At 65.9% G+C, this 12,769-nt stretch carries 11 protein-coding genes; 2 read left to right on the forward strand and 9 right to left on the reverse strand.

What is annotated here, in order from left to right:
• Positions 1-288 precede the first annotated feature (288 nt).
• Complete coding sequence (locus AAHB16_RS31295) at positions 289-3,345, forward strand: transglycosylase domain-containing protein (protein WP_342052802.1); 3,057 nt, start codon at positions 289-291, stop codon at positions 3,343-3,345.
• Between the two features lie 9 nt (positions 3,346-3,354).
• On the opposite strand, the gene AAHB16_RS31300 is transcribed toward AAHB16_RS31295, so the two are convergent.
• Positions 3,355-3,606, reverse strand: a complete 252-nt coding sequence (locus AAHB16_RS31300) for a GlsB/YeaQ/YmgE family stress response membrane protein (RefSeq protein WP_150376082.1) — start codon at positions 3,604-3,606, stop codon at positions 3,355-3,357.
• A gap of 71 nt (positions 3,607-3,677) precedes the next feature.
• Positions 3,678-5,783: an elongation factor G gene (gene fusA / locus AAHB16_RS31305; RefSeq protein ID WP_342052803.1), complete on the reverse strand. Its 2,106-nt coding sequence runs from the start codon at positions 5,781-5,783 to the stop codon at positions 3,678-3,680.
• 180 nt (positions 5,784-5,963) lie between these two features.
• Between fusA and AAHB16_RS31310 the strand changes: the two genes are divergently transcribed.
• Entirely contained in the window at positions 5,964-6,713 is a 750-nt protein-coding gene (locus AAHB16_RS31310) for a DUF3047 domain-containing protein (RefSeq protein WP_150376086.1), read from the forward strand.
• Between the two features lie 3 nt (positions 6,714-6,716).
• Here the strand turns inward: AAHB16_RS31310 and AAHB16_RS31315 are convergent, their stop codons facing one another.
• From AAHB16_RS31315 to AAHB16_RS31345, 7 genes are all read right to left on the reverse strand, one after another.
• The gene (locus tag AAHB16_RS31315) at positions 6,717-7,466 is read right to left on the reverse strand and encodes a lipoyl protein ligase domain-containing protein (protein ID WP_342052804.1); all 750 of its coding nucleotides are present in this window, start codon (positions 7,464-7,466) and stop codon (positions 6,717-6,719) included.
• Between the two features lie 39 nt (positions 7,467-7,505).
• A complete protein-coding gene (locus AAHB16_RS31320; protein ID WP_150376090.1) occupies positions 7,506-8,525 on the reverse strand; it encodes an LLM class flavin-dependent oxidoreductase in 1,020 nt (339 codons plus the stop codon).
• A gap of 120 nt (positions 8,526-8,645) precedes the next feature.
• Positions 8,646-9,623 (reverse strand): DedA family protein/thiosulfate sulfurtransferase GlpE, encoded by a 978-nt coding sequence (locus AAHB16_RS31325; protein WP_342052805.1) that lies wholly within the window; start codon positions 9,621-9,623, stop codon positions 8,646-8,648.
• A 106-nt stretch (positions 9,624-9,729) separates the two neighbouring features.
• Complete coding sequence (locus AAHB16_RS31330; RefSeq protein WP_342052806.1) at positions 9,730-10,122, reverse strand: Hpt domain-containing protein; 393 nt, start codon at positions 10,120-10,122, stop codon at positions 9,730-9,732.
• A gap of 9 nt (positions 10,123-10,131) precedes the next feature.
• On the reverse strand, positions 10,132-10,767 hold the full coding sequence (locus AAHB16_RS31335) for a response regulator transcription factor (RefSeq protein ID WP_150376096.1): 636 nt from the start codon (positions 10,765-10,767) through the stop codon (positions 10,132-10,134).
• 318 nt (positions 10,768-11,085) lie between these two features.
• Complete coding sequence (locus tag AAHB16_RS31340) at positions 11,086-11,907, reverse strand: hypothetical protein (protein ID WP_150376098.1); 822 nt, start codon at positions 11,905-11,907, stop codon at positions 11,086-11,088.
• Positions 11,908-12,259: 352 nt separating this feature from the next.
• The gene (locus AAHB16_RS31345) at positions 12,260-12,649 is read right to left on the reverse strand and encodes an OsmC family protein (protein WP_150376100.1); all 390 of its coding nucleotides are present in this window, start codon (positions 12,647-12,649) and stop codon (positions 12,260-12,262) included.
• Positions 12,650-12,769: the final 120 nt, after the last annotated feature.

Raw genomic sequence — 12,769 nt, forward strand, 5'->3', positions numbered from 1 at the left:
CTATTCGTACACGGCGGGCGCGCGTTCCTAGTCTTGCTTGCTTCTCGGCCGCCGAACCCCCGGCCGGAAAAAAGGCGACCGAGTGACGCGCTCGCTTCCCTTTCTGTTGCGCTTCCGCAGCCATCTGTTTGAATTCGTGTCTCAGGGCACATCCCCGCTACGTTTCCGCGCCGATCCGAGTAATATCAGAAACAGACAGCGCGCTTCGGATGAAGCGCGTTCTGCCTGGGGATATGAGCCGGTATGCCGGCCGAAACGGCTGGCATCGGCGCAACCGGATGCCGAAACGTGTCACGACGTGGCTGGATTCTCGCGGGCGTGGCGGTGGCCTTGTGTGGCGGTGCCTACATCGTCGTAAGCATCGTCGCGAACGAGGTTCGCACGTCGCAATGGCAGGCGCGCTACCTTGGCCGCCTCGGCAAGTCGTTGACATTTGAAGTCCAGCCCGGCCGCAGCGACAGCATACGGTTTCCCCATTCCGGACCCTACGACGAACGTCTCGGCTACGAGCGGCTGCCCGAGTTCGGCGAGCGCCTCGAAGCGCGCGGCTATGTGCCGATTGCGCAGGCCCGCATGTCGCCCGACATGGTGCGGCTCATGGACGAAGGCATCTTCCCCGCGTATCGCGAGAAGAACCAGGCCGGCCTCGTCATCCGCGACTGCAATGCACTGACGCTCGCCCTGGAGCGCTATCCGCAACGGCAATACGACGACTTCGAAGCGATCCCGCGCGTCCTTGTCGATGCGCTGCTGTACGTCGAAAACCAGAACCTGCTGCATCCCGAGTATCCGATGATGAACCCCGCCGTGGACTGGCGCCGGTTATCGCGCGCGGTGCTCGATCGCGGCATCCGTCTGGCGAACAGTTCACATCAATCGCCGGGCGGCAGCACGCTCGCCACGCAGATCGAGAAGTACCGCCACTCGCCCGAAGGCAAGACGCAATCGGTGCCCGATAAATTCCGGCAGATGGCATCGGCCTCGCTGCGGGCCTATCTGGACGGCCCCGATACGCAGCGCGCGCGCGAGCGCATCGTTACCGATTACCTGAACACCGTGCCCTTGTCCGCGCGCGCGGGCCATGGCGAAGTCAGCGGCATGGGCGACGGCCTGTGGGTCTGGTACGGCGAGGATTTCAACACCGTCAATGCGCTGCTGCGCCAGATGAATCCGCGCGACCCCACGCCGCGGCAGGCGCAGGCCTACAAACGCGCGCTGTCGCTGATCATCTCGCAGCGCCGCCCGTCGTTCCATCTGCGCCGCGACGATACCAACCTCGACGCGCTCACCGCCAGCTACCTGCGCCTGCTGGCCGCGGCGGGCATCATCACGCCCGCGTTGCGGGACGCGGCGATCGCCGCGTCGCTGGACAAGGCCGCGCCGCCGGAACGCCCCGACCCGGCACCATGGATCACGCGCAAGGCCGTCAACCAGGTGCGCAACGATATCTCGCATCTGACGGGCATTGCCAGCCGCTACGACCTCGACCGGCTGGATCTGACCGTCGATAGCAGCATCAATCGCGAAGCGCAGCGCATCGTCACGGATACGCTGGTGCGCATGCGCAATCCGTCCGATGCACGCGCGATGGGCCTGTATGGCAAGAACATGCTGCGCGACAACGACGACCCATCGCGGCTCGTGGCGAGTTTCACCCTGTTCGAGCGCGTGGGTAACACGAGCCTCGTGCGTGTGCAGGCCGACAACGTAGACCAGCCGTTCGACATCAACAGCGGCGCGCGGCTCAACCTCGGTTCCACGGCCAAGCTGCGCACGCTCGTGACGTACCTGGAGGTCATCGGGGATCTGCATGCGCGCTACGCCGACGCCAGCCGCGAAACCCTGACCGCGCTGCAGGTGCCGCGGCAGGATGCGCTCACGCGCTGGGCCGTCGATTACCTCATCAAGGCCCGCACGCCGCAGGAGCGCTCGCTCGACGCCATGCTCGAGGCGGCCATGGATCGCAAGTACTCCGGTAACGCGGGAGAGTCGTTCTACACCGGCGGCGGCATGCAGACATTCACGAACTTCGAGCGCTGGGAAGGCGAGCGCCAGATGACCGTGCGCGTGGGCTTCCAGTTCTCGGTCAACCTCGTGTTCATTCGCATGATGCGCGACATCGTGCGCTACGAGCTCTACCAGACCCACCCCGACGCCGGCACGCTGCTCGAAGACCGAAGCTCGCCGGAGCGGCGCGTATGGCTCGAGCGTTTTGCCGATCAGGAAGGCAGCGCGTACATGACCGCGTTCTACCAGCGCTACCGCGGCAAGACATCGGACGAACGGCTCAAGGTATTGCTCGACCGCGTGAAGATGCCCACGCCGCGCCTCACGGCGGTGCGGCTCTCGGTCACGCTGCTGAGCGCGCGGCCGAACACCGACTACGACACGTTCGCGCGGACCGTGCAGGCGCGCATGCCCAAGGCGCACAAGCTCACCGACGAGGAACTGGAGGCGCTGTTCGCCAAGTACGGCAAGGACAAGTTCAACCTCAACGATCGCGGCTATCTGTCGCGCATCCATCCGCTCGAACTCTGGATGGTCGAGTATCTCGGCAATCATCCCGACGCGACGATTGCGGAGATCCTGGAGGCCAGCGCCTCGCAGCGGCAGGAAGTGTACGCATGGCTGTTCAAGACGCGCAGCAAGCTCGGGCAGGACGCCCGTATCCGCACGCTGCTCGAGCGCGACGCGTTCCATCGCATCGCCAGGCGCTGGCAGCGGCTCGGTTATCCGTTCGATACGCTCACGCCGTCCTATGCGACGTCGATCGGTGCGTCGGGCGATCGCCCGGCCGCGCTGGCGGAGCTCGCGGGCATCATCCTCAACGGCGGCATCGACGCGCAGCCGGCCGCGGTGCAGCGCCTCGACTTCGCCGCGGAGACGCCGTACGCGACCTACTATTCGCTGCAGCCGGGACAGGGCAAGCCGCTGATCGCGCCGGAGATTGCCACCATCGTGCGCCGGTCGATGCTCGATGTGGTCGAGAACGGTACCGCCCGTTCCATCCGCGGGGCGTTCGTGCCGTCGGCCAAGGTGGGACAGCCGCCCGCCATGCCGCTCCCCATCGCGGGCAAGACGGGGACGGGCGACCAGCGCTTTCAGACCTACGGTCCGGGCGGACGCGTGATTTCCTCGCGCATCGTCAATCGTTCGGCGACGTTCGTATTCCTGCTGGGAGATCGGTATTTCGGGACGGTGACCATTCACGTACGGGAACCGTACGCGGTGCGCTATGCGTTCACGAGCGCGCTGGCGGTCCGGGTGTTGCGCACGCTCGCGCCGCAGGTCACCGCCATGGCGACGCCCGGCAGCGACGCGACCCTCCTGCGCTGCCGGAACTGAAACGTTGCGTCAGCGTTTGCGCCGGACGAGGTCGTAGAGAAACAGCAGCACGATCGCGCCCACCACCGACGCAATCCATCCGGCCGGCTCGCCGGGCAGATACCAGCCAGCGGCGCGTCCGACATAACCCGCCACGATCGAACCGAGCACGCCGAGCAGGATCGTCATGATCCAGCCCATCTTGTCATCCCCAGGCTTGATCGCGCGCGCGATCAAGCCGACGACCAGTCCCACGAACACCGTACCGAGAAATGCCATCATGATGCGACTCCTGTAACGGATGACGCTTCTCTCCCTCGGGGAGAGGGAGAGAAGCAGGGGGGGCCTACACCTCAGGTCTTTCGCGAATTGATCACCGCCTCGGCAACGTTCGCCGGGGCCTCGGCATAGTGCTTGAACTCCATCGTGAACGTCGCACGGCCCTGCGTGAGCGAGCGCAGCGAGGTCGAGTAGCCGAACATCGTCGCGAGCGGCACCTCCGCGCGCACGATCTTGCCGCCACCGCCGGCAATGTCCTCCATGCCGTGCACGATACCGCGCCGCGAAGACAGATCGCCCATCACGTTACCCGTGAACTCTTCCGGCGTCTCCACTTCGACCGCCATCATCGGCTCCAGCAGCACGGGCTTGGCGCGGCGCATGCCTTCCTTGAACGCCATCGACCCGGCCATGCGGAACGCGTTCTCGTTCGAGTCCACGTCGTGGTACGAACCGAACACCAGCGTCGCCTTGACGTCGACGACCGGATAGCCGGCCAGCACACCGGTGTTCAGCGTCTCCCGAATGCCCTTGTCCACGGCCGGGATGAACTCGCGCGGCACCACGCCGCCCTTGATCGCATCGACGAACTCGTACCCGCCGCCCTGCTGCAGCGGCTCGAGGTTCAGCACGACGTGGCCGTACTGGCCACGACCGCCGGACTGCTTGACGAACTTGCCCTCGACGTCCTTGGCCGCGTTGCGGATCGTTTCGCGATACGCCACCTGCGGCTTGCCGACCGTGGCCTCGACATTGAACTCGCGCCGCATGCGATCCACGAGGATTTCGAGGTGCAGCTCGCCCATGCCCGAGATGATGGTCTGGCCCGATTCCTCGTCCGTCGCCACGCGGAACGACGGATCTTCCTGCGCCAGGCGGTTGAGCGCGATGCCCATCTTCTCCTGGTCGGCCTTGGTCTTCGGCTCCACGGCCTGCGAGATCACGGGCTCGGGGAAGCTCATGCGCTCGAGGATGATGACGTGGTTCGGGTCGCAGAGGGTGTCGCCCGTGGTCGCTTCCTTGAGGCCCACGGCCGCGGCGATATCGCCCGCGCGCACTTCCTTGATCTCGTTGCGCACGTTCGCATGCATCTGCAGGATACGCCCGAGCCGTTCGCGCTTCTCCTTCACCGCGTTGTAGACGGTATCGCCGGATTCCACCACGCCCGAATAGACGCGGAAGAAGATCAGCTGGCCCACGAACGGGTCCGTCATGATCTTGAACGCCAGCGCCGAGAACGGTTCGTCGTCGCTCGGATGGCGCTCGGCTTCCTTGTCGTCCTCGGTGTGACCGAGAATGGCAGGCACGTCGGCAGGCGACGGCAGGTAGTCGATCACGGCGTCGAGCATCGTCTGCACGCCCTTGTTCTTGAAGGCGCTGCCGCATAGCATCGGCACGATCTCGCCCGCGATCGTACGCTGGCGCAGACCGGCCTTGATCTGGTCCTCGGTCAGCGTTTCGCCGCCCAGGTAGGCGTTGAGCAGATCCTCGTTCGCTTCCGCCGCCGCCTCGATCATCTTCTCGCGCCATTCCTCGGCCGTCGCCACGAGCTCGGCCGGAATGTCGCGGTATTCAAAGCGCACGCCCTGTGAAGCGTCGTCCCAGACCACCGCCTTCATCTTGACGAGGTCGACCACGCCCTGGAAGCCGTCCTCGGCGCCCACGGGAATCTGGATCGGCACGGCATTGCCTTTGAGCCGATCGACGATCTGCGTCTGCACGCGGAAGAAGTCGGCGCCCACGCGGTCCATCTTGTTCACGAACGCGATGCGCGGCACCTTGTACTTGTTGGCCTGGCGCCAGACGGTTTCCGACTGCGGCTGTACGCCGCCCACGGCGTCGTACACCATGCAGGCGCCATCGAGCACGCGCATCGAGCGTTCCACCTCGATCGTGAAGTCGACGTGTCCCGGCGTATCGATGATGTTGATGCGGTGCTCGGGGTAGTTGCCGGCCATGCCCTTCCAGAAGGCGGTGGTCGCGGCGGACGTGATCGTGATGCCGCGTTCCTGCTCCTGCTCCATCCAGTCCATGGTCGCCGCACCGTCATGAACCTCGCCCAGCTTGTGGTTGACGCCGGTGTAGAACAGGATACGCTCGGTCGTCGTCGTCTTGCCGGCGTCGATGTGCGCACTGATACCGATGTTGCGGTAGCGTTCGATGGGGGTCTTGCGGGGCACGGTGAATTCTCCTGGATAGGGCACCACGGGCCGTTAGCGTAGCACCAACGCGCGACTTTCGCGCGCGGCGGGCCGGCCGCCTCGGACGGCCTTGTCGGACGCCGCCCTACGGCGGTTGCGGTGCCGGGTCCCTACAATGTCGTGGTGATTTCATTGAAGACAAGATGAAAGGCGGATGCCATGGGTAGTCGCAGGGATTTTCTTGTTTCGACGATGGCCGCCGGCGCCGGCCTGGCGGGATTCTGGGCGGCCGGTGGCGCCTGGGCGCAGGCAGCCGCAGCGCCGGGCGTCATGTTTTCGGCCGCGCAACCCGGCGGCGCGTTGCCGGCCGGCTGGCAGAACATGCCGGTCGTACGCGGCAAGACGCTGACCCAGTACAGCCTGGTGGCCGACCAGGGCAAGACGGTGCTCCAGGCGGACGCGAAGGCGGCGGCCTCGGGGCTGCTGCACGAGGGGGACATCGATCTGTCCCGGACGCCGGTGGTGACCTGGCGCTGGAAGGCGTCGCCGATCCCGAACGCGGACAACAGCGTCAGCGACCGCGAGGATGCCCCGGCCCGGCTCGTGTTCTTCTTCGACGGCCAGGCGGACAAGCTGTCCATCGGCGAGCGCGCCGAGCAGCTCGCCGCCAGCATCGGCGGCGAAAAGCTGCCCTATGCCACGCTGATGTATATCTGGACCGCGAGCGCCCCGCCGGGGACCGTCATTCCGAACCCGCACACCGGCCGCGTGCAGATGATCGCCGTCTCGGGCGCGCCGGGCGATGCCGGAAAATGGCTCAAGCTGCGTCGCAACGTGGTCAGCGACTTCGAAAAGGTCTTCCACGAGAAGCCCGGCAAGCTGACGGGCTACGGCATCCTGACGGATACCGACAATACCGGCGCCACCACGCGAGCGTGGTACGGCGATATCGCCTTCAAGGCAAACTAGGGTTCAGTGCCCGGGCGGCGTGCTGCGCGCGATGCTGTCGCGCAGGGCGTCCGCCACGCGCGCGACCAGCGTGCGGTCGTCGAGGCCGTCCGCGGCGGCGCCGAGGGCCTCGCGCACACTGACCACCTTGGCCGGGTCGTAGTGCCGGCCGCTGCCGATCGCGTCCTCGAACGCATTGGCCCGCGCATTGATCTCGACGGGATCGGCGGTCACGAGCAGCACCGCATGGGCAAGCACCAGATGCCGCTGGCCGTCCGCCGACTGGATCGCCGCGGGCGCGCGCCGCCAGTACTGCGCGGTCCCGGCAATCTTGCGGGCTGCGTCCATCGGCCCCCAGGCCAGGTTGTAGCGGCCGTCACAAAACGAACCCTCGACGGCCTGCCAGTGCGTGTCCACACCCACCGCGCGCAGGCCGTCGCCCAGCACCTCGCATAGGTGGATGTACACGGGCTCCATCCAGCTGGCGGCGCCGCGCGGCAACATGTAGGCCAGGCTGATATTGAGGATGCCCGGGCCCTGCGGCACCAGTCCGCCGCCAGACATGCGCAGCCAGACCGGACATCCCTGACGGGCGAAGGCCTCGCGGGCCGCCTCGACGCCAGGGGCGCGCAGATAGCTGCGCGGAATCACGAGCGCGAGCGGTGCTTCCCAGAGCTGCGCCACCGGACCGCGCGCGGCCGCGTCGAGCAACGCGAGTTCGCCCTGCAGCGGGTCGGCTTCCAGCGGATCGGGTATCGCGAAGGTAAAGGGCATGCCTTGCATTCTCGCTCAGAAGCTGACCCGCGGACGTGCTCAGTCGAGGCTGGGGCGCGATGGCGATTGCAGCGACCGCGCAATGTCGGCCGCCATCTCGAACGACTTCAACCGCGCGGCATGGTCGTAGATCATGCCGGTCAGCATGAGTTCGTCGGGCTGCAGATCATCGACAAAGCGCTGCATGGCCTGCCGCACAGTGTCGGCACTGCCCACGGCCGAGCACGCGAGCGACCGGCGGATATGGTCGGCCTCGCTCGCATCCCACAGTCGCGTGATGTCGTCGACGGGCGGCTTCAGCTGCCCCGGCGTGCCCCGGATCAGTGCAAGGAACTGCTGCTGCAGCGAACTGAACAGCCGCTGGCCTTCCTCGTCGGTGTCGGCCGCGAACACATTCAACCCCAGCATCACGTGCGGGCGGTCGAGCTGCTCCGAAGGCCGGAACGTACGGCGATACAGATCCACGGCCTGCCGCATGAAGCCCGGCGCGAAGTGGGAGGCGAACGCGAACGGCAAGCCCATCGCGGCGGACAGCTGCGCGCTGAACAGACTGGAGCCGAGCAGCCACAGCGGCACCTTGAGCCCGGCGCCAGGCACCGCGCGCACGCGCTGGCCGGGGCGCACGTCGTCGAAGAAGGCCTGCAGTTCCTCGACGTCCTGCGGGAACGTATCGGCGCTGTCGTGACTCAACTGCCGGCGCAGCGCGCGGGCCGTGGCTTGGTCGCTGCCCGGCGCGCGTCCCAGGCCGAGGTCGATGCGGCCCGGATACAGCGAGGCGAGCGTGCCGAACTGCTCGGCGATCACCAGCGGCGAATGGTTGGGCAGCATGATGCCGCCCGAGCCCACGCGGATCGTCGATGTGCCATTGGCTACGTAGCCGATAAGCACCGATGTGGCCGCGCTCGCGATACCGGGCATGTTGTGATGTTCGGCTAGCCAGAATCGGCGATAACCAAGGCGTTCCGCGTGTTGGGCGAGGTCCAGCGAGTTGCGCATGGCCTGGCCCGCATCGCTGCCTTCCACGATCGGTGAAAGGTCGAGCAGGGAGTAGGGGGTCATTTTGGGGGGGGCGCGCGATGCGTGTCGCGCGAATCGGTGACTACAGACGGGCTATGGTAATCACCGATGCGCGATCGTGCTGGCGACCCGAGAGACCCTGTAGGCCGTATGGTGACCGCGTTACTGCTGGGCCGCGGTTTGTGGCTGCTTGTCGTCCTTGGCCTGGCGCTGCGCGGCGATCGCCTCCTGCAGACGCTTCCACTCGTCGAAGCCCCCGGCCAGCGCCCAGGTGTTCTTGTAGCCAGCCACGCGCAGCCGTTCGGCCAGCACCGCGGCGGAATATTCATGCGGACAGGCACAGTAGATGACGATGTCGTCCGATACCGGGTAGTCGCCGAGGATATCCAGCGAAGCCTTGAGATCCATGACCAGCGCGCCTGGAATGCGCTCGATCGGCGAGGCGCCATAGGCGCGCACATCGACCACGAGCGGCAGCGTGCCGCTCGCGCGGCGGGTTTCCAGATCCATCACCGTCATGCGGGGCACGCGGCCCGCGCGGCGCAGCAGGCGAAAACGCTGCCAGAATCGCCAGGCGATAAACAGGCCGAACGCTCCGACTACCATGGCCAGCGCGATAGGACCGTAGGTGCTGAACGCCTCGAGGATCGTATCGACGAAATCGCTGAAGACCACGCCAGCCAGCAGGGCGCCACCGGCCCATACCAGCGCGCCGAGCGCGTCGTAGAACAAAAAGGTGTGGAGCGGCGTGTTGGTCATGCCCGCCATTGCCGTGGACAGCGCGCCGGCGCCGGGCAGCAGCTTCGCGAACACGAGGGAACGCGGTCCCACGCGCAGATACAGCGATTGTGTCTGACGGATGCAGCTATCCGGAGAGATCGACACGCGGCAGATCGTGCGCAGCATCGGCTGGCCGAGGCGGCGGCCCGCGAAATACCAGGCGGTATCGGCAATCAGACAGGCGGCCACGACGGCGAGCAGCACCACGCCGATGGATGGTCCATCGACCTGCATCGACAGCGCGCCGGCGACGAACAGCATCGGATACGCGGGCACCGGCAGTCCCGCCTGTTCGGCGAGCACGCTCAGGAAAACCAGCGTCACCCCATGTCCGTCGAGCAGGCCTTGCAAATCGCCCACGGCAATCACCCCTCGGTAACCATTACAGACCGACAGTGTGCCAGTCCGATCTGTCTCTTGCACGCATGCCCTGTGAATAATGCGTTCAGATTCGTTAAACGGGCTGTTAAAAGATGCTGGATTTCGATGCCGCGTCGCCCGCGTCCGTCCCGATGGCCAGCCTGCGCAGTTCGGCGTCGAGTGCGCCAGCGGCTTCGAGGAACCGCGGCATGCGGCGGCGGATGGCGACGGGTCTGGCGCGCCCGAGCGCCTGCTCGAGATCCTCCGCCGCGGCCACCATGGCCGGATACCGCGTCAGGCCGCCGCTGCCCTTGATGCGATGGACGTGCGAGGCAGCGGCCTGCCAGTCCCCGGCGTTCACGGCGCGCGAAAGCCCCGCCAGGTCCTCGGCCATGGCCTGGAGCAGCCGATCGACCAGTTCGCGGAAGAGCGCCCCGTCGCCGCGCGTGATGCCCGCCAGCGCCGGCCCGATATCGGTCGCGCCAATCCTGCCCGTCATCGCGGCCGCTCACACCAGGCCGCGCTCTCGCGCGAAGTCCACGAGGTCCACGAGCGACTCCACGTGGAGCTTGGCCATGATGCGCGTCTTGTAGCTGCTGACGGTCTTGTTGCTGATGAACAGGGACGTGGCGATCGTCTTGTTCGACATGCCGCGCGCGAGCATCTGCAGCACCGTGACCTCCTTGTCGGACAGCCGGCTCAGCGCGGGATCCTCCTCGACCGGCAGCAGGTCGCCATGCAGCGGTACCGGATGCCGGCCGCCCGACGGAAACACGGTATAGCCGGTCAGCACCGTCTCCACGCAGCGCATGAAGCCCGTCATGTCCTCGGTCTTGCTGCAGAATCCCTGTGCGCCCGCATACCAGGCCCGCGCGGCGAACAGCCTCGGGTCCTGCGCCGATATGACCAGGATGCGAACGTCGGGCTGCGTCGTGCGCAGGCGCATGGCCACGTCGAGGCCGCCGATGCGGGGCAGGTCCAGATCGAGCACGACCAGATCGGGTTTGTGCGCACGCACGGTCTCCAGCGCCGTCTGGCCGTTGTCCGCTTCCAGTACGTTCTCCAGCCCGACCAATGCCGACAGCTGCACGCGCAGTGCAAGCCGTACCGGTGGATGGTCATCGACGATGAGTATCGTTGTCATGCTTCGCTGCCTCGTTTCGAGCATCGTGCCACGACTGCATCCCGACGGCTGTCACGCCGAAGATGTTGACAAGTCGCGCTGTCACGCATGGTCACGAAGTATAGGGAAGGGGTGCAGCGAGCGGACCAGTGGGGATTCTGCATTGGTACCGCGAATTTTCCGCAAGACGCGGAAAAAAATCGCGGCCCACCGCGCACAACGGAGGGCCGCCAATCGGGAATGCGAGGAGGTCAGATTCCTCAAGAAGAGTTATCGTCACGCGAGCCCTTCCTTTCTCCCCACTTAGGTGGGGATTGCCGCACATTTTGGCGAAGAAGGTCAGGCGATCAGGCGTTTGGGCTGGATATTGGCCGCCGCGGCCTCGCGCAGGCGCCGGACACCCGCCTCCATTTCCGCATGCGCGGCATCGAGCCAGGCGATGCGATGCCGCACCGGATCGTTCGGCGACAGATCGCGCTCGGCAATTTCGCGCAGGAAGTAGCGCACCATGCTTCCCGCCTTGGCCGGCACCGGCATCATCCCGAGCAGTTGATCGCGATGCAGCACGCCATTGCTGGCGGCATGCCGCAGTGCGGCCCAGGCCGTGCGGCCGAGCGCGACGTACAGGGCGCGCGGCCCGATGTCGCCGGCGCGCGCAAGAAACTGCTCCTCGAACGTGGCGCGCAACATCGGCACGTCGAGCAACTCGTCGAACGGCCCGTCGAACACGAGGCCGCGCCGCGTGGTGACGAACGGCAGCAGGGCCATCGGCTGGATACGCTCGAAGCCTTCGTTCCACAGCGCGGCCGCATGCGGCAAGCCGATGAGTTCGGGCACCCGGAAATGGTCGAGCATGCGAATCAGGTTCGGCCGCACGAGGCGCCCACCCAGTTCCACCCGTCGCTTGTTCTCGCGCTGGATGACCTTGCCCGGTGCATGCGTGCGGAGCAGTTCGTCGGTCACGGCGGCAGCCAGCCGCGCATGCGTATGTCCCGGTGTCGTACTGACCAGCACGAGGCTGGCGTCAGGATTCCGGTGTTCGAAGGGCACGTACTCCATCACATAGGTGCCGTCCCGATCCACGGTTACCGGTCGTTCCGCGATACCGCCCACGCCCCCGCGCCGGATACGCGAGCAATATTCTTCGATGTGATTCGCCAAGATGTCCCCGCTCCAACGCGCTTTCTGCTTCGCGCATACCGTTTTTGTTCTGTTTTCATGTTAAGCCGCGCTACATGTCGGACAAAGCGTACAAGTGCCGAGTGGACCCCGTTGCAACGCACCGTGCGTTGGCGAGCGAACAAACGCCCGGTGCGTCTAGTACCGATGTCGGATGCCGATGCCGCACCGTTTCTGCGCGGCCGTGTAGGACAGCAAGGGGATACGAACCGAGCGCGCAAAAAAAACCGGGCACCATTGCTGGTGCCCGGTAACCCATTTGCTGACTCAGGTTGTCGAAGCCCGAGAAGCTAAATAGTAACGATTCTCATTTAAGCTGACAAGATCCCGTGCGTCATGCCAGCGTCGTTTCGATCGAGATCTGCGCCGAGAGCGACTTGTGCACGGGGCACTTGTTGGCGACGCGCAGCAGGTCCTCGCGCGCGGCGGGCGCGAGCTCGCCCTCGACGCGGACCGTACGCAGCATCTTGTACTGGCCGGCGCTCTCCTCGTGACGCACCGACACGTGCACGGCGCGCAGATCGTAGGCTTTGCGCTTGGCATACACCTGGATGGTCAGCGTGGTGCAGGCGGCAAGCGCGGAGTCGAGCAACTCGTGGGGATTCGGAATCGACGTGTCGCCGCCGAACTCGGCGTCGAGGTCGGCACGCCAGTGAGCGGTGCCGTTGCTCAGGTCGCAGACGGTGGAACCCTGGTCGGCACTCCAGGTGGCATCGATGGTCATCGGGTGGTCCTTTAACAGAGAGGATGAGAACGATCATTGACGTTCGGGGTCGATTCTATGGTCTGCGAATCTTTTTTACGCGCTGATGACAAAACGCTTGCCAAGGTCGGAGAATCGACT

This window comes from Cupriavidus sp. OTU4054 (genome assembly GCF_038440175.1).
Lineage (GTDB): Bacteria > Pseudomonadota > Gammaproteobacteria > Burkholderiales > Burkholderiaceae > Cupriavidus > Cupriavidus pauculus_D.

Coding starts and splice junctions, on each gene's coding strand:
- AAHB16_RS31300 (WP_150376082.1), bottom strand. CDS start 3,606: ATGATGGCATTTCTCGGTACGGTGTTCGTGGGACTGGTCGTCGGCTTG.
- AAHB16_RS31310 (WP_150376086.1), top strand. CDS start 5,964: ATGGGTAGTCGCAGGGATTTTCTTGTTTCGACGATGGCCGCCGGCGCC.
- AAHB16_RS31315 (WP_342052804.1), bottom strand. CDS start 7,466: ATGCCCTTTACCTTCGCGATACCCGATCCGCTGGAAGCCGACCCGCTG.
- AAHB16_RS31320 (WP_150376090.1), bottom strand. CDS start 8,525: ATGACCCCCTACTCCCTGCTCGACCTTTCACCGATCGTGGAAGGCAGC.
- AAHB16_RS31330 (WP_342052806.1), bottom strand. CDS start 10,122: ATGACGGGCAGGATTGGCGCGACCGATATCGGGCCGGCGCTGGCGGGC.
- AAHB16_RS31335 (WP_150376096.1), bottom strand. CDS start 10,767: ATGACAACGATACTCATCGTCGATGACCATCCACCGGTACGGCTTGCA.
- AAHB16_RS31345 (WP_150376100.1), bottom strand. CDS start 12,649: ATGACCATCGATGCCACCTGGAGTGCCGACCAGGGTTCCACCGTCTGC.